The sequence below is a fragment of the Bacillus sp. CR71 genome, from assembly GCF_003429245.1.
Lineage (GTDB): Bacteria > Bacillota > Bacilli > Bacillales > Bacillaceae_G > Bacillus_A > Bacillus_A thuringiensis_S.
The window spans coordinates 3168090-3192101 of the sequence record NZ_CP031748.1 but is presented as its reverse complement, the minus strand read 5'-3'; the positions used below and the strand labels follow the sequence as shown (position 1 = coordinate 3192101).

The following is a 24012-nucleotide window of genomic DNA, read 5'->3' as shown; positions in this document are numbered from 1 at the left end:
TAAGCCTCAAATAATATAGTATCTAAATCATTTGAGGTGATATGTAATTATGAAAAAAATATTGTACATCTTAAGCATATTTATTTTGTGTGTATCGATACAACACGTTGTACATTCTCAAACAGATGCACCAAAGTTAACTTCAGATTGTCTCGAAGAAAGTAAAATTCGGGATGAAAAGTATGTGGAAAATATTATGAAGGACATTAAATCCGTATTTCATTTGGATTTTGATGAAGGTGGCTTTTGGGAAGTTAATAAAAGAGATTTAGAAGCTGCACATTTAATGTATGGTGGTCGGATTGATGATACGTATTATAATTCGTTAACTAAAGTTTTTGAAAGTGGTGGATATAGAGGAGAGCCAAGATTGTTTGTAAAGCCGCTTGAAGCATTTTTACTCTATAAAGAAATAGACGATACAAATGTGATAAAACACCTTGAACTTGAAAAAGGGGAATGGGTTGTTACTGAAACGCAAAAGAAGCAAGGGGAAATAGTGGAATACAAACCGTTGCAATGTGAAAAAGATTATTTGAAAAAGAGATATGAGTATCATAATCCCAAATGAAATAACGGAAATTTTGAAGGAGAAAAATTTCGTTAATACTTGTAAATGAGGCGGTAGAAATTCCTAGTAATTTCGCCATAAAAAAAACGTCATTTTATAGATTAAAAATGACGTTTTTTTTATTCTCAAAGCTTTTGTATTGCACTCTCAATTTTATTCACCAAATCAGCTGACACTTTATGAAAATACCCCAAAACTACCTTTCGAATATCATCGGATATAACTTTCAAATCACTAGCTAAGTTTTCAGCGAGATGTTCTTTTTCTATCGGCTGTAACTTCGTATAAAATTCACCAGCCTGCGTAAAGTCATTTTGTTTTGTTATAGAAGTTCTTTCAAGTTTACCTTCAACGTATCTTCCGTCACCGCTCGTTATTTGCTTAGTCGGTGTCCAATCTTGCTGCTGGTTAATCGTTAATTTGCGAAATTCGGGACCAATTCTTCTTCGTTGTGAATCACTGTAAATATTAGCGCGCCCTTGCAGCATTTTATCATCTGATAGTTCTGCACCATCCAGTAAATTAGAAGGGGAAAATGCGACTTTTTCTACTTGTTCCATAAAATTTTCAGGATTTTTATTTAATACCATTTTCCCGACTGGTATGAGAGGATACGTCTGTTCATCCCATACTTTTGTGTCATCTAAAGGATCATAAGATAGGTGCGCTTCATCTTTCGGATCCATGAGCTGGACGTATAAGCCATACTCCACTGGTTTACCATTTTCAATTGCATCATATAAATCTTTCCCGCTATAATCAGGATTTTCGGCAGCTAGTTTAATTGCTTCTTTACTAGTAATGTACTGTACACCTTCAAATGGGTACCAATGATACTTTACATACTTTCGATTACCTTCCGCATTTCTCCAAATGTATGTATTTACACTATGTCCTGGTATGTGGCGAAGACTTTTGACTGTACCATTATTAGAGTATAAACGGACAACAAAATGAATAGATTCAGGTGCTTTAGCGACAAAACTCCAAAATCTATTAGGGTCTATTAAGTTATTTTTAGGTGAAGGCAATAATGCTTTAATTGTTTCAGGGAAACGCATAGGATCACGAACAGAAAAAACAGGGATGTGATTGCATAAAAGGTCAAAAATGCCTTCTTTCGTATAAAATTTTGTGGAAAAACCGCGTACATTTCTAGAAGTATCCGGTGTTCCTTTCGTACTAACAGCTAACGAAAATCGCACCATAACAGGAACTTTCTCATTAGAATTTTGTAAAAAACTTAATTTAGTATGTTCAGACATCGAATATATCGTTTGAAAATAACCGAACGCACCAAATCCTTTTACATGAACAGGTCTTTCTAAAATTTTTTCATGAATAAATTCTTGTAATGACTCATGCAGTACACTATCTTGCTCTAGTACGGGTCCACGTGAACCAACTGTTTGAGAGTGAAGTTTAGCTTGTTCATTACGTTCGTCATTTTCATTAAAGTCTTTCCCTAGTATAGATTGCCCCTGTTTATCATAGTTTTCATCCATCGATATAGCCTCCAAATCTTTTTTGTCCATTGTTACTAAATATGATTTTATAGCCTTAATTATGTATGACACGCACAGTTCAAAGCAGTAACATACCGCTAGATGAAAAAAACACATATGTAGTGGACCTGTTGAAATAGAAGAAATTATGGAAAAATGAATATCGGGAAGAGAAAGCACACGTTTTACTAAAAATGTGGAAGAAAACCACTATTAAAATTTCAATCTTAAAACTTAATTTATAAACGATTATATAGAGAATGAACGTTAAAAAAGGGAAAATAACTAGGAGGAATTTAGCATGTCGGATTGGTTTCAATTAGATAAAGAATATATGATGTCTACATATTGTCGTACAGAGGTTGCAATGGAAAGGGGAGAAGGGTGTAAACTGTATGATGTAGATGGTAAAGAGTATTTAGATTTATTTTCTGGCGTAGGAGTAAATGTATTAGGATATAATCATCCTAAAATTGTACAAACGACAATGGAGCAAGTTGCGAAATCGTTGCATTTACCGTTTCATTTTTTAAACCCAGTTGCAATTGAGTATGCAAAGAAATTAGTAGGTTGTACTTTAAAAAGCGGAAAAGTCTTTTTTACAAACTCTGGTACGGAAGCGACAGAAACGACATTAAAATTAATTGATAAATATAGATCTATTGCGAATGAAGAGCGTGATGGAGTAGTTGTGTTAAAAGATAGTTTTCACGGGAGGACGTTAGGGGCACTACATTTTACGAGACAAGAAAAAGTATATCAAAATTTTCCTAAAACATCTATTCCTGTATATGAAGTAGAGCGCGAGAATATAGACCAATTAGAAGAAACCATTATTAAAGAAAATCCAATTGCGATTATGCTAGAGCCTGTTTTAGGTAGCGGGGGGATTTATCCTTTATCAAGTGAATATTTACATGGTGTTCAAAATTTATGTAAAAAATATAATGTACTTCTTGTCGTTGATGAAGTTCAAAGTGGAATGGGTCGAACGGGAAAACTATTTGCTTATCAAAATTTTAATATTACACCGGACATTATTCAAATCGGTAAAGGAGCAGGAGGCGGGATACCGCTAGGGGGAATTATTGTAGGTGAAAAGTTATGTGATGTATTTTCACCAGGAGATCACGGGACAACGTTTGCTCACTCATCAATGGGAACAGCATTAGGTTTAACTGTATTAAATACATTACTTGATGATGGGTTAATGCAAGAAGCTTATGAAACGTCACTATATTTAAATGACAAACTGCAAGACATTCAGAAAGAAAATTCTTATTATATTCAGGAAGTGCGTCATGCGGGGATGATGTTTGGGATAAGTGTGAATGACACGAATGAAAATGTGAAGAAATTACAGATTGAGTTAATGAATAAAGGGATGTTAGTCGATGTAACACAAGGGAATATTATTCGATTACTTCCGCCGTATATTATTACGAAAGAGGAAATTGACGCATTCACTTATGAATTTATTTCCTGTGTTCATAACATAGCTGCTACAGCAAGTATTTAAAAAAATATAAAAAAATATAAAAAGCTAAAGAAGCCGCTATTTTAGCGGCTTCTTTAGCTTTTTAAAATAGTAAATTACTTAACATAGAGAGCATCTCATTGGACAAATAATTAATTATGTGAAACAATAATAACAGATAAGGAGACGTTAATTTTCCTTAAGTGCTTCGAATTAATTTTATTCAATAAGAGAAGGTGTGCTTAAAGAAGTTAAATTAAATAAGGAGCTGTTTTATTATATGCAACAAAATAATGATTTAAATTTTGAACCTCAAGACGTTAATATTGTCAATCCTAAACAAGCCAGGAAAGCAGTAATTGCTACTGGTATAGGAAACGCAATGGAGTGGTTTGACTTCGGATTATACGCGTATTTAGCGGTTATTTTAAGTCAATTATTCTTCTCAGGTGTTGATAATAGTGGATTGCAGCTTGTACTTACATTCGGTACATTTGCAGCAGCCTTTCTCGTTCGACCAATCGGAGGTGTATTCTTTGGTAGAATAGGAGATAAGTACGGCCGAAAAATCGTGTTAAGTACTACTATTATTTTAATGGCACTTTCTACATTATTCATCGCATTACTACCAACCTATGAACAAATTGGTGTATGGGCACCAATACTACTTTTAGTTGCCCGAATGATTCAAGGCTTCTCTACAGGCGGCGAATATTCAGGTGCAATGGTTTATATCGCAGAATCTTCTCCAGATAAAAAGCGTGGTATACTCGGTAGTGGTCTTGAAATTGGAACACTCTCAGGTTACATTGCTGCATCGGTAATTGTTACCATTTTGACGTTATTGTTAACAGATGAGCAAATGCTCAGCTGGGGATGGCGTATTCCGTTCTTAGTAGCTGCACCAATTGGTTTGGTCGGTTTATACTTACGCCGTCATCTAGATGAATCTCCAATCTTTGAAGAGATGGAAAAAGCACAAGAGGGATCTGAAGACAATGAACAATTTTCATTTATGGATATTATTAAATATCACAAAAAAGACTTCTTATTAAGCACAGTAATTGTCGCCTTCTTTAATATTACAAATTATATGATTCTTTCGTATATTCCTTCTTATCTAACTCAAGTACTTAAAGTCGAAGAAACAACAGGCTTATTAATTATTTCTATTACGATGGCACTTATGATTCCACTAGCACTATATTTCGGTAAGTTAAGTGATAAAATTGGTAATAAACGCGTTGTGCAAATTGGTTTACTTGGTTTAACTGTATTTGCAATTCCAGCATTTTTACTAATAGGTAACGGACATATTGCAGCTATATTTGCAGGTATTTTCGTACTAGGTTTCTTCTTAAGTGTATATGAAGGAACATTACCTTCATTATTACCATCACTCTTTTTCACCGATGTACGTTATCGAGCACTTTCGATCTCATTTAATATTTCTGTATCGATATTCGGTGGAACAACACCGCTCGTATGTTCATACTTAGTTCATGCAACTGGTAACCCGCTCGCACCAGCATTTTATTTAGCAGGTGTAAGTATTATTGGATTAGTTGTATTTAGTGTACTATTTGTTACGACTTCAGGGCGTGCGCTAAAAGGTTCATATCCTACAGTAGAAACGAAAAAAGAAGCACACCTAATTGCTAAAGAAGACCCTGAAGAAACACTTTGGTGGCATGAAGAGTCATTAGAAATTGAAGCAGGGAAGAATGCTTCAATTTAAAAAGCAACGTAGAAGTATAAAAAGACTCCTATGAATAAATAACGGGTTCAGTTACGGGAGAGAAAATATAAAATAACAAACAAAAAAGGGATGTAAATCACATATGATTTAGCATCCTTTTTTATATTGTTATTAAAATGTTTAAGCACTTTTATGTACTCTTGCTATTTTATATACTAAAACCATTGCTAAATTGGTTGTCTAGAAAGACCTTTAATGATAGCTCGTGGAGATGGTAAAAGTTATATCTATTCTAATTTTAATCCAAAATACGCACAAATGGCTCTAACGATAATTCGAACCCATTATAACTTTTGTATGCCATTTACCACAAACGAAGGGAAAAAGAAAACAGTAAAAACACCAGTATAACAATTGGGTATTACTGGAAAATTGTTTGATTTAAGAGATATAATTTAATTTAGATAGTTCACTCAAATAATGGTGGACTATATTTTTTTAAAGGTAAATGGAAAATTACGTTAAAATAATTATAGAGATTGTGAAAAAATGTTCTTAAACTAACGGTCAGGTTACTTTAAGCAGGATTTTTCAAAGGAAATGGTGAATATCATATTTTGAAGGGGTGATTGCAGTGAAGTAAGTGATTTTTTTATCTTGGTTAAATACTTTGAAGAAAGGGATTTATAATTATGAACACAAAACTAATAATAGTAGAAGGTTTACCTGGATTTGGAAAATCAACCACTGCAAAGCTAATAAATGAAATTCTAAGCCAAAATAAAATTGAAGTTGAACTATTTTTAGAGGGAAATTTGAACCATCCAGCCGACTATGATGGTGTATCTTGTTTTAATAAATTTGAATTTGATAGATTATTATCTAACAGTGGAGATTTTAAAGAAGTGCTTCTTAAAAGAGTTCTAAAAAAAGGAAGCAATTATTTATTACCATACAGAAAGATAAAAAATGAGTTTGGTGATCAGTTTTCGGACGAATTATTTAACGATATTTCAAAAAACGATATATATGAATTGTCATTCGATAAAAATGTTGAATTAATTGCTGACAAATGGAATGACTTTACTGAAAGTGCTCTAGAAGACAATAAGGTTTATATCTTTGAATGTTGTTTCATACAAAACTCATTAACTATTGGGATGATTAAATATGGTGAACAAAAAGAAAAAATAATAAATTATGTAATGAAAGTTGCAAAAATTATAGAGAATTTAAATCCAATGTTATTGTATGTAGAACAAGATAATCTTGAATTTTCATTTAGGAAGGCACTAAAAGAAAGAACTCCAGAATGGTCCACAGGAATCGTCGACTATTACACTAACCAAGGCTATGGGAAAGAACATAACCATTCAGGTGTAGAAGGAGCGATAAAAGTTCTTGAAGCTAGAAGGAATTTAGAATTAGAAATATTCGATATGTTAAAAATGAAAAAAGAAAAAATCAATAATACAAAATATGAAATTGATTCATATAGCTCAATGTTAAAAGATAAGTTAACAATACAAATGGTGAAATAGCTTTTTGCACTAACTGGTACTTTAGTTGAAGAAGGAAATGAAAACGCTCAGAATATTTTCTGAGCGTTTTAGTTTGCTATTTATAATGCGAAATACATACAAATTATTGTGTTATTTCTAATGGTTATTAGCATTTTTCTCTCCCTAAACTGAGCACATGAATGAAAAAATAGGAGTCTTTTGTTGTCTTATTTCTTTCTTTTCTTCAAATGTTTTTGATATGCATAAAGCTTATGAATCTCTTCCTTAAATTCATGCAGAAGTACAATGCTTTTACCATTTGAATAACGCACCGTATTATAAGCATCTATAATAATATCACTTTGAATATTTACATCTTCTTCATCATGTATTCTTTCTAGCCAAGCCTCAACAGTTTCTCCCCGTTTTCTATTTAAAGGAGGGGTTAACTTACTCTCTAGCTTGAAAATTTCCTTCCGAATTTCGTTATGTGGCGGTTTATTTCGTTTAAAACGATTTTGGCTCATTCCTTCTTTATCAGTAATGATAGTAGATTCGAAGACGTGCATATTTGGTAAACTTAAATGTTTTCGTTTTTTTACTATTTTCCAAACGACGTAAATAGCGATAGCTGTACAGACTATTATTGTAGCGCTATTTATGAGTATTGGATCAAAATCAGGAATTTTTTTTCCGTCTTCAATTTTTGGTTTTAAGAGATGTCCTTTATTTGCCCAAACATCTTCAGTATCTTTTAATTCCGCTGCTTTAATTAATGGCATTAAAGCATAGCCGACGCCTAATGCGACTACTTCCGTTATAAAACCAAAAATAAGTCGAATGAAAGGAAATATTTGAACAATTAATATACTCATTAAGCCAATCGTAATGATAGAAGCAAAACGTAATAGTTGTTGTTTGCGATTTGCCCCGGTTAACCAAAATGTAATCATAAGATGCAAGGCTAACATTAATAGTTTCCACAACGGTGGAAAGGGTGCATAAAATATAACTGAAACGACAAACCATACAATACCACCTAAAGATTTTTGAACTGGATATCCAGGTCCGACCACATGTACGATAAAGAAAAATAGTGGTAATATGATTGTGCCAAAAAGAGAAAAAGGTAAAAATAAAGAGAAAAGAACGATTTGAAGAACTAAAAGTATTACAAATCCTGTTGTTTTTTTCTGCATAAATTTATGAATAAGAAATACTCCAATATAGCCTGTTGTTAAAAATATTGCAATACTAATTAGTTCATCTCTTTCTGTTAATAATGAAAGCAGGAGGAGCAGAATGAAATCATGAATGTGATATAGCCAAGTTTTCAACCGATTCCACCATCCCTTCACTAGTAATGAGAAACGTTGGCTGCGAGAGAAGAGGGAGTTCATTTCTTTGTAAACCAATGTATATCATTGTAGACGATCGTTCTCTCTTTCTCGTTACATAATGAAGGAATCCTTGTTTCGGAAGTAACGTACTATCATCTGAAATACGGGCTAATTCTTCTAAAGCTTTTGCATATTGCGTTTGCCCTTCATGTAACGATAAATGTAATGCACCACCTTCTGCTAATACACTAATAAATAATTCAAACGGAATGTGGTGCTTCGTTGTGTACTGGAAAATGTATGTTGCATATGAAATAAGTTCTTCTACATTATCTTTCCAACCAAATCCACGATCGGCAGCTAAAGAAAGACAAATCGTCCAACTATAATTTTTTACAGGTTCATATTGCTTCGCTTGTAATTGTTGCATTTTAGCAGATGCCTTCCAATGAATAGAGCGGAAAGACTCACGCTCATATCGCTTTACACCGATAATAGATGTTTCATCATTGTAAAAAGAAAAATTCGTTCGATAAAATCCATTCAAAAGTTGCTGAAGTTCTTGCAAACCTGCTACTTCTTTAGGAGAAGGATACACAATAATTTCAGTCCTTAATTTATCAAAAACAGGTAAATGTACAGTTAATAGATGAAATGGATCTTTTAATACACATTCAAACTGTTCAATTTGAAACACACCACGCTTCGTTGCGGTTAATGTTAAACCCCATTTTTGTGCCGAATGTGCGGGTTGTGAAAATGGGAAAGAGAATAATGTTTTTGATATTTGTTCAATGCCTTGCTCTTTATGCGGTATAAGGGACGAATTTAAATGAAAGTAACAAACACCATTAACGAGCGGTATGCTGGCTCCATTTTTTAAATGAATAAAAAACTGTCCAGATTCCTCAGGAAAAAGCCGTGTAGTTTGTTTCTCATTTATGATTTGAAACTTCTTCTCTATGAAAGCGACATATTTATAAATAAAAATCGCAAATATATAATAGAAGAAAAAGAGAAACATAAGCATTCGTTGCGGGAAAAAGAATGTGAAAAGTAACGCGATTGGAACGGTTAGTTGAATAATATGAAGTTGAAAAAATAAAGGTACAGTTACAACGCGCTGTCCATTCATGCTTGCTCAATCTCCACAGGTACGTCAACTTCTTTTAAAATACTTTTCATAATATCATTTTTTGTCGTACGTAATGCACCTTCCATTGATAAGACGATACGGTGATTCCAAACAGAAGGAACTAACAATTGTATATCTTCTGGTGTGCAATATTCTCTCCCGCGTAAAAAGGCTAAAGCTTGAACAGCACGTACTAAAGCTAATGTGGCACGTGGGCTTACACCGTTAGCGATATAATCATGATTTCTTGTAGCATGAGCAAGTTTAATAATGTAATGTTCTAAAGGTTCCGAAACAAATATTTCTTTTACTCGTTTTTGAGATTCTAAAATATCTTCTAATGAGATGACAGATGTGACACTTTCTAATGGTAAATCGTTCCGAAAACGTCGCATCATTTGTAACTCATCTTTAGGAGTTGGATAACCAATTGAAATCGTCATTAAAAAGCGATCAAGCTGTGCATCTGGAAGAGGGAAAGTCCCTTGTGATTCGATTGGGTTTTGCGTCGCAATAACAAAGAACGGTTTCGGCAGAGGCGTAGATTTTTTTTCGAGCGTCACTTGTCGTTCTTCCATCGCTTCTAACAAACTCGACTGCGTTCTCGGCATTGCACGGTTAATTTCATCTGCTAGCAAAATGTTTGTCATAACCGGTCCAATTCTTAATTCGAATTCGCTTGTTTTTGGGTTGAAGTATTCAATACCTGTTACATCACTTGGAAGTACATCAGGGGTGAATTGAACGCGAGAAAAACTACCACCAATACTTTTGGAAATGGTTTTCGCCAGTAACGTTTTCCCAGTACCAGGCACGTCTTCGAGTAGTGCATGTCCATCAGCAAGAAGTGAAACGAGCAGTAGATCAATAACATTTTCTTTCCCAACAAACACAGATCCGATGTTTTCTTTCAATTTATGTATCATATGTACCATTCCTTTCATTATAAAAGAGCTAATATTTCTATATTTTAACAAATTATTCAGAAAATTTGTATGGTTTTTTAATTCAAAGAAATGGATATTTAATTATTAAATTACTCTTGCATATTTTGGAATATGATTATACAATATCGATATATGATGTATCGCAAGTCGATATATCATAAGGCGATGCATCGGAGGTAGTTATAATGAATGCGAAGGCGCAAAAATATATTCCGTTAACTGAGGCGACATATTACATACTGTTATCACTAGTGAAACCAATGCACGGATATGGAATTATGCAAATGGTAGAAGAGATGACAAATGGGGAAGTAAAGCTTGGTCCTGGTACTTTATACGGGAATACGACGAAGTTACTAAAAGAGAAGTTAATTGTTGAAGTTGCCTCTACAGATAGAAAGAAGTGCTATGAGTTAACGCCGTTTGGGAGAGAAGTGCTGGAACTGGAGTACAACAGATTACAGCGGTCTGTAAAGAATGGAAACAGTATATTAGGGGAGTGAATGGAAGATGGAGACAAAGAAGATATTCAAACCTTTCGCAGTATGGAGCTTAGAAAAAGAAGAAGCGTATTTACGTAAAATGCATCAACAAGGCTGGGCGTTACAAAAGTATAACGTAATGTATAGGTTTAAGAAAACTGAGCCGAAAGATGTAGTATATAAAGCAGACTTTAGATTAGAGTATAAAGATTCGACAGAAAAACAAAAAGAATATATCGAAATATATGAAATGTGTGGTTGGAAACATGTAACGAGTTTTGCGAAGTGGAATTACTTTTGTAAAGAAGTAGAAGAGGAAAATGAGTTACCTGATATTTATTCAGACAAAGAAACGAAGATACAAAAACTTGTTGAATTGATACAGTTCGTTGCAATTATGTTTGTAATGTTAATTCCAGTGCTTTACTTATGTTTTCTTGGAGTATCAGAATCAGGATTATATAAAGGTATGGTAGGGTTTTTAGTTTGTATATATTTATATGCGTTTATTAATTTATTTAGGAAGATTAAAAAGTTAAAAAAGGAAATATTTTAACAAAGAGTGATATTCTTAGAGAAGATATATATTGATGGGAATCAACTTCTCTAATTTCTATATATATTTTTTTTGTTCATTCTTTTTTATATAATAAAAGACCAACTTTTTAATTCATAGAACTAACAGTTACAAAGATAATATCAGTAACAACACCTAAAAAAATCATAAATGAAGAAGAAATAATCAACAATAACGAACTAGCAATTAATATTAATTTATTAGATTTTTGATTTTAAAAATGGTAGTAAAGTAAAAGACTACAAATAGTAGAAACAATCCATATTGTTAGATCGTAAGGAGTCGTTATTTTCTCCCAATCGAAGATCCAAAAGTAAAAGATGACTATATGACAAGTTAATAGTAGAAATATTGATGGAAGCGTTATCTTTTTATTGTTTGTTTTACCTCTCTTATGTAAACATTTCTAAAAGAGTGCGAAGTTTAACATATAATAAGGAAGAAACACATTTTTAATTAAGTTATTAAACGGAAAAATCCCTTATAGAAAAATCTATTTCTATAAGGGATAATAATGTTTTTATTAGAAAGACTGATTTTGAGCAGGTTTAATAAATTGTTCTGGGTTTTCAACAAGCCCACATACAGCGCATTGGACGCGATAAGTAGGTCCTTGATAGGCCATATGAAAAGCATTCATCGTGTCATTTGTATATTCTTCTTCTACTTGACCAGTTTGTGGATTTAATTTGACTGGTTTTACTTGTTGCTCAAGAATATTAAAGCGAGTACGGTTCGTTTTACAACTTGGACATAGCATTGGTTCCATATGTATACACCTCCATTTGTATCATTTCTTAAACTCTTTAATTTTATGCAAGCAAAAAACTTTCTCAATATAAATAGGTGTTTAATGTATTTAAAATTCAGAAAAAATAAAATATAATAAAAGTACGAACTGGTTATGTCCAAACCAAATCTCCTGTTTTATGCCAATAAGCTGGGGGGCCGAGAAATCGGCCTCATTTTTTTTGCTCATTACTACAAAGAACAAGGTTTTTATGAGACTTTTGTCGAAATTTTAGGGGTAGATATAAAGGGGGATGTAAAATGGATTTGAAAATGAAGTACATCATTTTATATGTAGAAAAGTTTGAGGAATGTTTAAAATTCTATAAAGATATTTTACAGTTACCTATAAAAGCAGAGCACGGTACATATATTGAATTTAATACTGGAACTACCATTTTAGCGATGAATACGCGGCAAGATGTGAAAGAATTAACAGGACTACCGCTTACAGAAGGTGAATTACAGTCTTCTCATTTCGAATTAGGATTCGTTGTTGAGAATGTACAAGAAACGATTGAGCAATTTAGAGAACAAGGTATTAAGATTTTAGTTGAACCTATTGTAAAACCGTGGGGACAAACAATTTCTTACATTGCTGATCCAGATGGAAATTATATTGAAATTTGTAGTTCATTAGAATAGAGGGAGAAAGAGAGATGGGATTTCCGAAACTAGAAACAGAACGTTTATTCTTAAGAGAACTTACACTATTAGATGCGGAAACGATGTTCCGTTATTTTTCGAAAGAATCTGTTATACGTTATTTCGGAATGGATTCTTTCCAAAATATTGAGCAAGCGAAAACAACGATTCAAACGTTTAAAAATCGTTATGAAGAAGGAAGTGTATTTCGCTGGGGAATCGAGAAAAAAGGGACGGGCCAATTAATTGGGACGTGTGGATTTCATTTAATTAACAATCATCATAGACGAGCTGAAATTGGTTATGAATTAGATGATACATATTGGGGACAAGGGTACGCAACGGAAGCGTTACAGGCGATTTTAGCTTACGGGTTTGAAACATTGCAACTTATAAGAATTGCTGCTGTTGTATATGTAGAAAATAAAGCTTCTCAAAAATTATTAAGTAAAGCAGGGTTTCAAGAAGAAGGATTACTTCGAAAACATATGATTCAAAATGGAGTTGCTCATGATACTATTTTATATTCTTTATTAAAAGAAGAGTGGAAGAAGTAATGAGCACAAACGAACTTATAAAGATTATGAAGAAGCATAGGGAAAATAGATTCATTTTAGGTATAGATGGTTTAAGTCGATCTGGAAAAACAACATTCGTAGCAAATTTAAAAGAAAATATGAAACAAGAAGGCATTCCGTTTCATATTTTTCATATTGATGATCACATAGTGGAGCGTAATAAACGCTATCATACAGGATATGAAGAATGGTATGAGTATTATTGTTTACAGTGGGATATTCCATACTTGAGGCAGAAGTTTTTTCAGAAGTTACAACATGAGACAAAACTGACTTTGCCTTTTTATCAAGAGGAAACAGACTCATGTGAAATGAAAAAAGTACAGATTCCTATTGTAGGCGTAATTGTTATTGAAGGAGTCTTTCTACAGCGAAAAGAATGGAGAGATTTCTTTCATTATATGGTCTATTTGGACTGTCCAAGAGAGACAAGGTTTCTACGTGAGAGTGAAAAAACGCAGAAAAACCTTTCAAAGTTTGAAAATAGGTATTGGAAAGCAGAGGATTATTACTTAGAAATGGAATTGCCGAAGGATAGGGCGGATTTAGTCATTGAATGATTTGAAAATAGAAGGTGAATAGAATGAATATTTTATGGGATTTTGATGGGACGTTATTTGATACGTATCCTGCATATACAATGATGCTTTCTGAAATATTAGGTGATTCAGTAGAAAAACAAGAAATATACAAAAACTTAAAAATATCATACTCTCATGCAATTCAATATTATAATATTTCATGCGAGCAGGAAGAAAAAATTAAAGTTTTGAAGGGGAAATTTACTCCAAAAGATATGGAACCTTTTGCGGGTGTCGAAGAGGTTTTGAAATTTGCAAATAAAAATGTGATTATGACCCATAAACATAGGAAAGGGGTTATGGCCATTTTAAAATATTACGGCTGGGAAAAATACTTCGTAGATATGGTTACAATTGACGATGGCTTTCCTCGAAAGCCGAACTCTTTGGCTTATAATCATCTGCATAAAAAATACAATATTGATTTAGCTATTGGAGATAGAGAATTAGATTTATTACCTGCAAAAGAATTAGGTATTTCAACATGTATGTTTCAAGGTAATTGTGATGTAGCGAATTATTCTTTATCACATTACTCGGAGTTTTTTAAGGTAGTGATAAATAGAGAGTTTTCTTTATAAAATAAGTTAGTATTTAAGACTGTATATTTCATTTTAAAGGTACAGTCTTTATTTTTTAGAACTATTTCATTTTATTTTCTGTATATAAAAATTGCTAGGAGTTAAAGAATGTCCGTCCATCTTTATTAAAGAAGTAGCCAGGTTAATTGTTAGATAGAAATAAACTGAAGGATAAAGTGATAGCGTCCACTTTATCTTTTTTATGTTTTAACCAAATTATGGTTATTCGTGTTAATATGAACTCATAGCTATATAGAAGGGGTGGGGTTAGTATGAAAACAGAAATAGTTCCTAAAAAGAAGTACAGTATAATAAGCTATATATCTTTACTCATCGGTATTTTGTGTTTTCTATTCGTGTTTATAACGCCAACAAGGATAGCGAATGCAGGTAATATAGTTGGAGATTATATTACAATTGCCCTGACAGGTGTAGGTATCATGCTTTCAATAATCACAATGACGAAAAGAACAGAGAAGAAGGGAATTGCTATTCTTTCATTAATACTGTCCTCATCATTTTTTATATTTTGGATCATAGCAATTATCCTATTGTTTACTGGTCAAATTAGTTTTGCGCCGTAATGTGTAATAAAAAGAGTCCTTCTCGTATGAAGGACTCTTTTTATTCGGTTTCTTCAGGTTGATATTCTAAAATATCACCCGGTTGGCATTCTAATGCTTTACATATTGCTTCTAAAGTTGAAAACCGAACTGCTTTTGCTTTTCCGTTTTTCAAAATAGAAAGGTTAGCCATTGTAATTCCAACCTTCTCCGAAAGCTCTGTTACACTCATTTTTCTTTTCGCTAACATTACATCAATATTAATGATAATTGCCATATTATTCACCTCAGACCGTTAAATCATTTTCTGATTTTATATCTATAGCATCTTTTAATAGTCTTTGGAGAACGGCAGCAAAGACCGCGATTACCATTGAAGCAAAAATCATAATCATTCCGATAATAATAATGCCAGGGGCGTCATCTCTCTCTGCCACAAGATAGAAAAGTGGCATACCTAATACATATAATACACTAATTGCCAATGCGCTGTACTTAATATTTTTTAAAGCTTTAACAGATAACTCTGAAAATGCGTTGTTTTTATCAATATAGTTTAAAAGCTTAAATGTTTGGTACAGTGCGAAGTAATAAGGTAGTGCTGTTGCGTATAAGTTGATAAATACAAGATATTTAATATATGCAATATCTGGATATAATTCTGCGGCGAAATTTCCTATTTTAGGGACTAAAAAAATGCACATAGCAAGAACAGGGATTCCGATCAGAATCACAACGGTCTTTAAAAAGAGTGTGGATCCTTGTTTCATAAAAAGCACCTCATTTATTTAATATCTTATTAATTTAACATGAAATTTATTGTTTAACAATAAATTTTTATTTCTTTTAATCGAGGATTTATTGTTAAACAAGTAATTAATGAAAAGAATGCTAAATCTTTTTTATAAGATAGATGAAACATACCGATATTTAATTAAAGAAAGAGAAGGTAACTATTGTTAGCTTTATGAGAATTGGGAACTAATAAAACATATGTAGGTTTTGGAATGGAAAAGGAAATAAGGTGTATTTAAATGAATGCAAAGTTTATGGAGGAACAATCATGTTGAATTATGGTGTGAAGATAAAAAAGTTGCTATTAGTGGCAGCTATAATAGTAAGCGTATTAAGTACGGAAAGTATGATGAATTATCATGCGGCCAAAGCTAAGGTGAAAAAAGTAGAACATCAGCCTAAAAATATAATTATGATGGTTATGGACGGGACTAGTTCAACGGCGACAACATTGGCTCGCTGGTATAAAGGGGCACCGCTTACGTTAGATCAAATTGTAACAGGAGGTGTTCGTACGTTTTCGGCGGAATCAGCTATTACAGACTCAGCGCCAGCAGCAACAGCATTAGCAACTGGAAATAAATCGAATTCAGGATATGTAGGTGTACTACCTTCTATTGTAAATTCACCTAGCTTAAAGCCAATAAAAGAAGAGGACAAGTTACGGCCGGTCGCAAACGTATTAGAAGGTGCAAAACGTACTGGTCGTGCAACGGGAATTGTTGCTACATCTGAAATTCAGCATGCTACTCCGGCGGGATTCTCAGCTCACCATGTCAATCGCAAGCAATTTAACGTAATTGCGAAGCAGCAAGTATATCAAAATATAGATGTCGTATTAGGCGGGGGAAAAGCGGCGCTTCTACCTATAAAAAGTAATGGAATCCGAAAAGATGGTGAAAATTTAGTAAAGGTGATTCAAGACAAAGGATACGATTTTGTTGAAACGAAAGATGCGTTATTGAACTCCAAATCTAATAAAATTTGGGGCTCTTTCTCACATCATGCTCTTGCGTTTGATATGGATCGTATAGCAACAAATCCAGAACAACCGACACTTTCTCAAATGACAGAAAAAGCAATTCAAACATTATCAAAAGATAAAGATGGCTTTTTTTTATTCGTAGAAGGTAGTAAGCCAGATTGGGCAGCTCATGCTAATGATCCGATTGGGATTATTAGCGATGTATTGGCATTTGATGAAGCGGTAGCAAAGGCGTTACAATTTGCGAAGAAAGATGGGGATACGATGCTTATCGCTTTAACTGATCATGGTAACAGCGGCATCTCTATAGGGAATAGGAATACGACAAAAGGATACAATACTACACCGGTTTCTGCATACATTGATCCATTGAAAAAGGCGAAAATGACACTTGAAGGAACTATAAATAAACTGAAATCTGATTTATCAAATGTAGAAGATGTAGCTAAACTATACGGTTTGGATAATCTAACTCATGATGAAAAAGAAAAATTAAAAGCGGAAAAAAAGAAAATGGATGTAGGACGAATCCTTACTACATTATTGGCTAATCGTGCAAATATCGGCTTTACGACAGGAGGACATACAGGTGAGGATGTATTCTTATATTCTTATGGACCTCAAAAACCAGAAGGCTTAATCCAGAATACAGACATTGCGAAGACGATGGCCAAAGCGATGGGCTTTAACTTAGAGGAAGTAACGAATAAAATATTTTTAGAGAGTGAGCAAGCCTTTAAGAAAATCGGTGCAACTGTAACAGCCGACAAAACCGAAGGAGTAAACCCGTTACTTGTGGTAAAACATAATAAAGTAGAAGCACAACTATTTGGTAACAAAAATATAATTCGTATCAATGGTAAAGGGTATGAATTAGGAAGTATTATTGTAGAGAGTAATGGAAAGTGCTATGTACCACAAGAAGCAATTCAACTATTTGTAAAGCATTCTCGTTAAAAAATTGCCAACCAGTTAAGCTAACTGGTGGCAATTTTTTGTGTTCATTCTAAATATAAGGGCTCGGATTGTTTTGTAAAGTTTTTCAGAGGAGACTTGTATAAATGTTAAAGGGGAATTATATTCTTTTCTTACATTAAAAAATTTCGTTTTGTAGAATAGAGAATTTATACATATAGTAAAGTCTAATGTATTATCAATTAATATTTACGAAAAATATATTAATACTTTAGAATTTCTTTAATTTTCATTATTTTTTATTTAAGGTTATCCGTTATATTTATAATGTGTTTATTTCAATTTATCGTATTGTAGCGCAGTTTCATATAATTAGAAAGCAATCCTCAAAATAAAATCTCCACTAGAGTAAATTTATTATTTTTTTGCGTTTTTTATTTACAAAAATTATTATGCCGCTAAGAAAACTGTAGTTTATTGAATTAGAGATATATTAGAATTTATTTGAAGAAAGAGAGAGGGAATAAAATGAATATAGTGCACTTACGTCCTAAACAGCGTTCTAAGTATCGAATTATGCTAGGGACGTGGTATTACTCTACAAAGAGGTATATTCAGTGGTTATCAGACGGAAAAACATATGCAAAAAGGTTCCAACAAGAAAAGCTACCTTGTACAGCAATTCAGCACCGAACGATATTACTCCGTAAGCTCAAAGATGTAGATATGTGGTATCAACAGAATAAGGTTGTTAATTTGAAAATTGCTGTTAAAAAACTAAATGGTATCGTCATTAGACCAGGAGAAACATTTTCTTACTGGCGTTTAATAGGTAAGCCTACGAGGAAAAAAGGGTATGTAGAAGGTATGGTATTACATTACGGATCTTTTCAAACAGGTATTGGAGGAGGTCTTTGTCAGCTTTCGAATTTAATATATTGGATGACTTTACATACACCACTGACAGTAACAGAACGATATCGTCATAGCTTTGATGTCTTTCCTGATTCTAGGCGAACTCAACCGTTTGGGAGTGGAGCAACTTGTTCCTATAACTATTTGGATTTACAAATTAAAAATGAAACGGACCAACCGTATCAACTTCATCTTTATATGACAGATGAATATTTAGTTGGTGAATGGAGAACAGTCTATCCGCAACTTTATCAATATGAAGTGTATGAGAAAGAACATTCAATTCAACCTGCATACTGGGGCGGTTATATACGACATAATGTGATTCAACGTAAAGTATATAATCAACAGAAACAGTTAATAGAAGATCAATATGTAACAGAGAATCACGCTATAATGATGTACGAACCACTATTAGCTTGTAATAATGAGAATAGTGAGTAATATGGTAATCCATAGATTAAATAGTATAGAAAATATTTAATTCTTATTTTTATTAAAAAAGTATGAATCCCAGATTTACTGGATTTTAATTGTAACTAAGAACATATAAAAGTTCACTGTTATTTATAGGAGAGTCTGTTTGTTTTTATATCTTATGTATTTCACCCTGCATAAAAAAATATTTCTCAACATTTTATTTGTTGAAAAAGATTGAATATTCGTATTATAACGAATATTATGTTGTTATCGGCAAAAAACGATAATTTGCAGACACTGGGGAGGAAATACATTGAAAAAGAAAAAGAAATTAAAACCATTAGCGGTATTAACAACAGCAGCAGTACTAAGTAGTACGTTTGCTTTTGGAGGTCACGCAGCTTATGCTGAGACACCAACATCATCTCTACCAATAGATGAGCACTTAATACCGGAGGAGCGTTTGGCAGAAGCGCTAAAACAACGGGGGGTAATTGATCAATCTGCATCACAAGCTGAGACGTCAAAGGCTGTCGAAAAATATGTTGAGAAAAAGAAAGGGGAAAACCCTGGGAAAGAAATCTTAACAGGAGATAGTCTTACACAAGAAGCTTCTGATTTTATGAAAAAAGTAAAAGATACAAAAATGAAGGAAAATGAACAGGCACAGCAGCCTGAAGTAGGCCCAGTAGCTGGACAAGGTGCAGCATTGAATCCAGGGAAATTAAATGGAAAAGTACCTACTACATCAGCGAAGCAAGAAGAATACAATGGAGCTGTTCGAAAAGATAAAGTACTTGTTTTACTTGTAGAATTTAGCGATTTTAAGCATAACAATATTGATCAAGAGCCAGGATACATGTATTCTAAGGACTTTAATCGTGAACATTATCAAAAAATGTTATTTGGTGATGAACCATTCACTTTATTTGATGGATCGAAGATTAACACATTTAAGCAATATTATGAAGAACAATCTGGTGGTAGCTATACAGTTGATGGGACTGTAACAGAGTGGCTTACTGTTCCAGGAAAAGCATCAGATTATGGTGCTGATGCGGGTACTGGGCATGATAACAAGGGGCCTTTAGGACCAAAAGATTTTGTGAAAGAAGCATTAAAAGCAGCGGTAGCAAAAGGAATCAATTTAGCAGACTATGACCAATTTGATCAATACGATCAAGATGGTGATGGAAATAAAAATGAGCCAGATGGCATTATTGATCATTTAATGGTTGTACATGCTGGCGTTGGTCAAGAAGCTGGCGGCGGTAAATTGAAAGATGATGCGATTTGGTCACATCGTTCAAAACTAGGTTCAAAACCATATGCAATTGATGGCACGAAATCTTCTGTTTCGAACTGGGGCGGAAAGATGGCTGCATATGATTATACAATCGAGCCTGAAGACGGAGCAGTTGGTGTGTTTGCACATGAGTATGGCCATGATTTAGGCTTACCAGATGAATATGATACAAAGTACTCAGGACAAGGTGAACCTGTTGAGTCATGGTCTATTATGAGTGGTGGTAGCTGGGCTGGAAAAATTGCAGGAACAGAGCCAACGAGTTTCTCGCCACAAAATAAAGAGTTTTTCCAAAAGAATATGAAGGGGAACTGGGCGAATATTCTTGAAGTAGATTATGACAAACTTAGCAAAGGAATCGGTGTTGCAACATATGTAGATCAAAGTACTACAAAATCTAAACGACCTGGAATTGTTCGTGTTAACTTGCCGGACAAAGATATAAAAAATATCGAATCGGCGTTTGGTAAGAAGTTCTATTACAGTACAAAAGGAAATGACATTCATACAACACTTGAGACACCAGTATTTGACTTAACAAATGCAAAGGATGCTAAGTTCGATTATAAGGCATTTTACGAACTTGAAGCGAAGTATGATTTCCTTGACGTATATGCGATTGCAGAAGATGGAACGAAGACACGCATTGATAGAATGGGCGAAAAAGATGTAAAAGGCGGCGCGGATACAACTGATGGTAAATGGGTTGATAAATCATACGATTTAAGCCAATTCAAAGGGGAAAAAGTAAAACTGCAATTTGAGTACTTAACAGATATTGCAGTAGCTTATAAAGGATTTGCGTTAGATAATGCAGCCTTAACTGTAGATGGAAAAGTTGTTTTCTCTGATGATGCAGAAGGTCAGCCAGCAATGACGTTAAAAGGCTTTACTGTGTCTAACGGATTTGAACAGAAAAAACATAATTACTATGTAGAGTGGAGAAATTACGCTGGTTCTGACACTGCGTTACAACATGCACGTGGCCCAGTATTTAATACAGGAATGGTTGTATGGTATGCGGATCAAAGCTTTACAGATAACTGGGTAGGCGTTCATCCAGGTGAAGGGTTCTTAGGAGTAGTAGATTCTCATCCAGAGGCAATTGTAGGGACATTAAACGGACAACCTACTGTGAAGAGCAGTACGCGTTATCAAATTGCCGATGCGGCATTCTCATTTGATCAAACACCAACATGGAAAGTAAATTCACCAACACGCGGTATCTTTGATTATAAAGGATTACCAGGAGTGGCAAAATTTGATGATTCTAAGCAATACATCAACAGCGTTATTCCTGATGCAGGACGTAAGTTACCGAAGCTAGGACTGAAGTTTGAAGTAGTAGGCCAAGCTGAAGACAAGTCTGCAGGTGCAGTTTGGCTTCATCGATAAAATAAGGTAAAAAGAAGAGAAGCTGCGATAAGTCGGTGAAACTGACTGATTGCAGCTTTTTTCTTCTTGTGAAAAAACTCGCTGTTTTTTATGTACTTATTGGAAAAATATGAAGTTTTTTTGATACATAAAATGCTCCGTCTGTCCAATTATAGAAGCTATTTTGGACGTAAGAAATTTGTAAGTAATGAGTAAGAAAAAAGAGATTTTCATAGTATAAAATATTTATTATAGCTACTTTTAACACCTGATACTAATAGTGTGCTATAATATGAATTAGCAACAAAAAGGAAAGGAATTAGAACAATGACCTTAGAAAATACTAAAAATTTAAAAAAACAAGTTGCTCCTTTTGAAAAATCAACGATTAAAAAAAGTGTTTGGCAACTGATCAACACAATCGTGCCATTTATTATTTTATGGTACCTTGCTTATAAAAGTTTGTCAGTTTCTTATTGGTTAACATTAGTTCCAGCACTGTTAGCCGCTGGATTTATGACAAGGATTTTCATTATTTTTCATGATTGTACCCATTATTCATTCTTTAAAAGTCGACGTGCAAATAGAATAGTTGGAACGTGTATGGGTGTTTTAACATTATTCCCATTTGATCAGTGGGGGCATGAGCATTCTATTCACCACGCTACGAGTGGTAATTTGGATAAGAGGGGTACAGGGGATATTTGGACGCTTACAGTAGATGAATATGTAGCAGCACCATTTAGACTCCGTTTAGCATATCGTTTATATCGCAATCCATTCGTTATGTTTGGGTTAGGCCCAATTTATGTTTTCCTGCTTAAAAATAGATTTAACCGAAAAGGTGCTAGAAAAAAAGAACGTATGAACACTTATTTAACAAATATTTTAATCGTTGCTGTAGTAGCTATACTTTGCTGGGCGATTGGGTGGCAATCGTTTCTGTTAGTACATGGTACTATATTCTTAATAGCAGGTTCAGTAGGGATTTGGCTGTTTTACGTACAGCACACATTTGAGGATTCTTATTTTGAAGAGGATAAAGATTGGGAATATGTGAAAGCGGCAGTGGAAGGAAGTTCTTTTTATAAGCTTCCCAAAATTTTGCAATTTCTAACGGGTAATATTGGATTCCATCATGTTCACCATTTAAGCCCAAGAGTACCTAACTATAAACTAGAAGAGGCACACAATAATACGCTTCCTTTAAAAAATGTACCAACGATTACGCTTGCTACAAGCTTACAATCACTACGTTTCCGTCTTTGGGATGAGAAAAGTAACAATTTTGTTAGCTTTAAAGATGTCAAAAATATAATTAAAAATAATGTTTCTGTTCGGGTGAAATCTGAACTATAATTGCATCGCATATAAAACTCCCCTTAATCATTTTCGATTTAAGGGGAGTTTTTGTTTAAAGAGTAGATGCCAGATAAGAAGAAAAATTAAATGATTCAAATTATAATTGAAGCAGATTAGGAATTGCTCGTACGTAAGTACAAATATAAGGTGACAGTAAATACATTATGTTAATAAGTGGAGTTGTCATGAATTCTCCATTATGATAACTGTTCATAAATCCGACGAAAATTAATAGCAAAAGGGGGATAGTACAACATTATATCTAAAAATAAGAAAAGACTTGAATGGAAATTTCATTCATTTTTCTTGGTGTTCCGCATTCCATACACTTAAATAAGATGCATATTCTAATTCATCTGGATTCTCATGTAACATAGAAATGAATTCTAATTTATTTCCATCACAATCTAGAAAGTATACACTTGCAGCGGGCATCCACCTTTGGACAATTGGCTCTTGATTTCCTTTTCCTTGACTTCCTATCACTTCTATTCCACGTTCCTCTAACCAAGATTTAGAAGTCATTAAAGATTCTAAATTTACACCAAAAGCAAAATGTCTCGGCTCAAAGTCTTCGATATTATTTACTTCCCATAGTCCAAGCATTTGTTTTTTATTTTCTCCGACCCAAAAGAAAGCCACTCTTCTTTTGGAGAGTTTTCTTGCTAACGTTAATCCTAGCTTGTTTTGATAGAAATTTATCGCTTTTTCTAAATTTTTTACATGTAAATGAGTTTCGTATATGTTCTGTATTATTATGATCATTCCTTTCTTTATTGGTAACTACCAATTGAATAGTGAATGTAATTCTAAAGTTGAAATATGTATAAGCCTAGTAATGTACATCTATATCCGATATACCTACTTACTATTATATTGAAATTGAAATAAGATAAATCCAACTGAGGTAGCAAGTTTAAATGAATATTCTACTACTTTTGTAGGAGAGGGGATATATTCATTAAATT

General features: G+C 33.5%; 23 protein-coding genes and 2 pseudogenes. 16 read left to right on the top strand and 9 right to left on the bottom strand.

Translation table 11 applies throughout. The features are described 5' to 3' along the window. Nucleotides 1–49 precede the first annotated feature (49 nt). A complete protein-coding gene (locus tag DOS87_RS15995; RefSeq protein WP_000723218.1) occupies nt 50–571 on the top strand; it encodes a hypothetical protein in 522 nt (173 codons plus the stop codon). Between the two features lie 125 nt (nt 572–696). On the opposite strand, the gene DOS87_RS15990 is transcribed toward DOS87_RS15995, so the two are convergent. Then, nucleotides 697–2076, bottom strand: coding sequence for a catalase (locus tag DOS87_RS15990; RefSeq protein ID WP_000344194.1), 1380 nt, complete (start codon nt 2074–2076; stop codon nt 697–699). Between the two features lie 301 nt (nt 2077–2377). On the opposite strand from DOS87_RS15990, the gene DOS87_RS15985 reads away from it, so the two are divergent. The 4 genes and pseudogenes from DOS87_RS15985 (at nt 2378) to DOS87_RS15975 (ending at nt 6793) form a co-directional block, all read left to right on the top strand. Beyond that, entirely contained in the window at nt 2378–3595 is a 1218-nt protein-coding gene (locus DOS87_RS15985) for an aspartate aminotransferase family protein (protein WP_001286468.1), read from the top strand. 238 nt (nt 3596–3833) lie between these two features. Beyond that, complete coding sequence (locus DOS87_RS15980; RefSeq protein ID WP_098578334.1) at nt 3834–5291, top strand: MFS transporter; 1458 nt, start codon at nt 3834–3836, stop codon at nt 5289–5291. 192 nt (nt 5292–5483) lie between these two features. Next, a pseudogene (locus DOS87_RS30635) lies at nt 5484–5663 on the top strand (hypothetical protein); the annotation flags it as partial. Between the two features lie 281 nt (nt 5664–5944). Further along, nucleotides 5945–6793, top strand: coding sequence for a P-loop NTPase family protein (locus tag DOS87_RS15975; RefSeq protein ID WP_001093193.1), 849 nt, complete (start codon nt 5945–5947; stop codon nt 6791–6793). 188 nt (nt 6794–6981) lie between these two features. On the opposite strand, the gene DOS87_RS15970 is transcribed toward DOS87_RS15975, so the two are convergent. Genes DOS87_RS15970 through DOS87_RS15960 form a run of 3 tightly spaced genes read right to left on the bottom strand, consistent with a single transcriptional unit; the run spans nt 6982 to nt 10155 of the window. Beyond that, a complete protein-coding gene (locus tag DOS87_RS15970) occupies nt 6982–8091 on the bottom strand; it encodes a DUF4018 domain-containing protein (RefSeq protein ID WP_000860493.1) in 1110 nt (369 codons plus the stop codon). Then, entirely contained in the window at nt 8063–9229 is a 1167-nt protein-coding gene (locus DOS87_RS15965) for a DUF58 domain-containing protein (RefSeq protein WP_208730018.1), read from the bottom strand. The genes DOS87_RS15970 and DOS87_RS15965 overlap by 29 nt, the downstream gene beginning before the upstream one ends. Further along, nucleotides 9226–10155, bottom strand: a complete 930-nt coding sequence (locus tag DOS87_RS15960) for an AAA family ATPase (RefSeq protein WP_000581418.1) — start codon at nt 10153–10155, stop codon at nt 9226–9228. Before DOS87_RS15960 ends, DOS87_RS15965 begins: the two co-directional genes overlap by 4 nt. A 206-nt stretch (nt 10156–10361) precedes the next feature. Between DOS87_RS15960 and DOS87_RS15955 the strand changes: the two genes are divergently transcribed. Together DOS87_RS15955 and DOS87_RS15950 are read left to right on the top strand one after the other, a co-directional pair. Next, nucleotides 10362–10679, top strand: a complete 318-nt coding sequence (locus tag DOS87_RS15955) for a PadR family transcriptional regulator (protein ID WP_000991890.1) — start codon at nt 10362–10364, stop codon at nt 10677–10679. Between the two features lie 7 nt (nt 10680–10686). Continuing rightward, nucleotides 10687–11214: a DUF2812 domain-containing protein gene (locus tag DOS87_RS15950; protein ID WP_000448309.1), complete on the top strand. Its 528-nt coding sequence runs from the start codon at nt 10687–10689 to the stop codon at nt 11212–11214. Between the two features lie 109 nt (nt 11215–11323). Here the strand turns inward: DOS87_RS15950 and DOS87_RS30225 are convergent. Together DOS87_RS30225 and DOS87_RS15945 are read right to left on the bottom strand one after the other, a co-directional pair. Beyond that, nucleotides 11324–11602 (bottom strand): annotated as a pseudogene (locus DOS87_RS30225) (hypothetical protein). A 156-nt stretch (nt 11603–11758) separates the two neighbouring features. After that, the gene (locus DOS87_RS15945) at nt 11759–12004 is read right to left on the bottom strand and encodes a hypothetical protein (protein ID WP_000433605.1); all 246 of its coding nucleotides are present in this window, start codon (nt 12002–12004) and stop codon (nt 11759–11761) included. 281 nt (nt 12005–12285) lie between these two features. Between DOS87_RS15945 and DOS87_RS15940 the strand changes: the two genes are divergently transcribed. From DOS87_RS15940 to DOS87_RS15920, 5 genes are all read left to right on the top strand, one after another. Next, nucleotides 12286–12669 (top strand): VOC family protein, encoded by a 384-nt coding sequence (locus DOS87_RS15940; RefSeq protein ID WP_000364500.1) that lies wholly within the window; start codon nt 12286–12288, stop codon nt 12667–12669. 14 nt (nt 12670–12683) lie between these two features. Next, on the top strand, nt 12684–13226 hold the full coding sequence (locus DOS87_RS15935; protein WP_000506642.1) for a GNAT family N-acetyltransferase: 543 nt from the start codon (nt 12684–12686) through the stop codon (nt 13224–13226). Next, a complete protein-coding gene (locus DOS87_RS15930; protein WP_000106089.1) occupies nt 13226–13807 on the top strand; it encodes a kinase in 582 nt (193 codons plus the stop codon). Before DOS87_RS15935 ends, DOS87_RS15930 begins: the two co-directional genes overlap by 1 nt. Nucleotides 13808–13830: 23 nt before the next feature. Further along, nucleotides 13831–14409 carry an HAD-IA family hydrolase gene (locus DOS87_RS15925; RefSeq protein WP_001024239.1) on the top strand — a complete coding sequence of 193 codons (579 nt, stop codon included), beginning with the start codon at nt 13831–13833 and terminating at the stop codon, nt 14407–14409. Nucleotides 14410–14681: 272 nt separating this feature from the next. Next, nucleotides 14682–14993, top strand: a complete 312-nt coding sequence (locus DOS87_RS15920; protein ID WP_000845550.1) for a hypothetical protein — start codon at nt 14682–14684, stop codon at nt 14991–14993. A 40-nt stretch (nt 14994–15033) separates the two neighbouring features. On the opposite strand, the gene DOS87_RS15915 is transcribed toward DOS87_RS15920, so the two are convergent. Continuing rightward, complete coding sequence (locus tag DOS87_RS15915; RefSeq protein WP_000974622.1) at nt 15034–15249, bottom strand: helix-turn-helix domain-containing protein; 216 nt, start codon at nt 15247–15249, stop codon at nt 15034–15036. Nucleotides 15250–15259: 10 nt separating this feature from the next. Next, entirely contained in the window at nt 15260–15742 is a 483-nt protein-coding gene (locus DOS87_RS15910; protein ID WP_000809121.1) for a DUF2975 domain-containing protein, read from the bottom strand. Nucleotides 15743–16035: 293 nt separating this feature from the next. Here DOS87_RS15910 and DOS87_RS15905 point away from each other — a divergent pair, with 293 nt between their 5' ends. The 4 genes from DOS87_RS15905 (at nt 16036) to DOS87_RS15890 (ending at nt 23041) form a co-directional block, all read left to right on the top strand. Then, on the top strand, nt 16036–17709 hold the full coding sequence (locus DOS87_RS15905; RefSeq protein WP_000935910.1) for an alkaline phosphatase: 1674 nt from the start codon (nt 16036–16038) through the stop codon (nt 17707–17709). Nucleotides 17710–18195: 486 nt separating this feature from the next. Next, nucleotides 18196–19026: a VanW family protein gene (locus DOS87_RS15900; RefSeq protein ID WP_001028246.1), complete on the top strand. Its 831-nt coding sequence runs from the start codon at nt 18196–18198 to the stop codon at nt 19024–19026. Between the two features lie 289 nt (nt 19027–19315). After that, complete coding sequence (locus DOS87_RS15895; protein ID WP_000727452.1) at nt 19316–21703, top strand: immune inhibitor A domain-containing protein; 2388 nt, start codon at nt 19316–19318, stop codon at nt 21701–21703. Between the two features lie 306 nt (nt 21704–22009). Then, nucleotides 22010–23041: a Delta(5) desaturase DesA gene (locus DOS87_RS15890; RefSeq protein WP_000171500.1), complete on the top strand. Its 1032-nt coding sequence runs from the start codon at nt 22010–22012 to the stop codon at nt 23039–23041. Between the two features lie 300 nt (nt 23042–23341). Here the strand turns inward: DOS87_RS15890 and DOS87_RS15885 are convergent, their stop codons facing one another. After that, nucleotides 23342–23800 (bottom strand): VOC family protein, encoded by a 459-nt coding sequence (locus DOS87_RS15885; protein WP_025989052.1) that lies wholly within the window; start codon nt 23798–23800, stop codon nt 23342–23344. Between the last annotated feature and the right edge of the window lie 212 nt (nt 23801–24012).

Coding starts and splice junctions, on each gene's coding strand:
- DOS87_RS15995 (WP_000723218.1), top strand. CDS start 50: ATGAAAAAAATATTGTACATCTTAAGCATATTTATTTTGTGTGTATCG.
- DOS87_RS15990 (WP_000344194.1), bottom strand. CDS start 2,076: ATGGATGAAAACTATGATAAACAGGGGCAATCTATACTAGGGAAAGAC.
- DOS87_RS15985 (WP_001286468.1), top strand. CDS start 2,378: ATGTCGGATTGGTTTCAATTAGATAAAGAATATATGATGTCTACATAT.
- DOS87_RS15980 (WP_098578334.1), top strand. CDS start 3,834: ATGCAACAAAATAATGATTTAAATTTTGAACCTCAAGACGTTAATATT.
- DOS87_RS15975 (WP_001093193.1), top strand. CDS start 5,945: ATGAACACAAAACTAATAATAGTAGAAGGTTTACCTGGATTTGGAAAA.
- DOS87_RS15965 (WP_208730018.1), bottom strand. CDS start 9,229: ATGAATGGACAGCGCGTTGTAACTGTACCTTTATTTTTTCAACTTCAT.
- DOS87_RS15960 (WP_000581418.1), bottom strand. CDS start 10,155: ATGATACATAAATTGAAAGAAAACATCGGATCTGTGTTTGTTGGGAAA.
- DOS87_RS15955 (WP_000991890.1), top strand. CDS start 10,362: ATGAATGCGAAGGCGCAAAAATATATTCCGTTAACTGAGGCGACATAT.
- DOS87_RS15950 (WP_000448309.1), top strand. CDS start 10,687: ATGGAGACAAAGAAGATATTCAAACCTTTCGCAGTATGGAGCTTAGAA.
- DOS87_RS15945 (WP_000433605.1), bottom strand. CDS start 12,004: ATGGAACCAATGCTATGTCCAAGTTGTAAAACGAACCGTACTCGCTTT.
- DOS87_RS15940 (WP_000364500.1), top strand. CDS start 12,286: ATGGATTTGAAAATGAAGTACATCATTTTATATGTAGAAAAGTTTGAG.
- DOS87_RS15935 (WP_000506642.1), top strand. CDS start 12,684: ATGGGATTTCCGAAACTAGAAACAGAACGTTTATTCTTAAGAGAACTT.
- DOS87_RS15930 (WP_000106089.1), top strand. CDS start 13,226: ATGAGCACAAACGAACTTATAAAGATTATGAAGAAGCATAGGGAAAAT.
- DOS87_RS15925 (WP_001024239.1), top strand. CDS start 13,831: ATGAATATTTTATGGGATTTTGATGGGACGTTATTTGATACGTATCCT.
- DOS87_RS15920 (WP_000845550.1), top strand. CDS start 14,682: ATGAAAACAGAAATAGTTCCTAAAAAGAAGTACAGTATAATAAGCTAT.
- DOS87_RS15915 (WP_000974622.1), bottom strand. CDS start 15,249: ATGGCAATTATCATTAATATTGATGTAATGTTAGCGAAAAGAAAAATG.
- DOS87_RS15910 (WP_000809121.1), bottom strand. CDS start 15,742: ATGAAACAAGGATCCACACTCTTTTTAAAGACCGTTGTGATTCTGATC.
- DOS87_RS15905 (WP_000935910.1), top strand. CDS start 16,036: ATGTTGAATTATGGTGTGAAGATAAAAAAGTTGCTATTAGTGGCAGCT.
- DOS87_RS15900 (WP_001028246.1), top strand. CDS start 18,196: ATGAATATAGTGCACTTACGTCCTAAACAGCGTTCTAAGTATCGAATT.
- DOS87_RS15890 (WP_000171500.1), top strand. CDS start 22,010: ATGACCTTAGAAAATACTAAAAATTTAAAAAAACAAGTTGCTCCTTTT.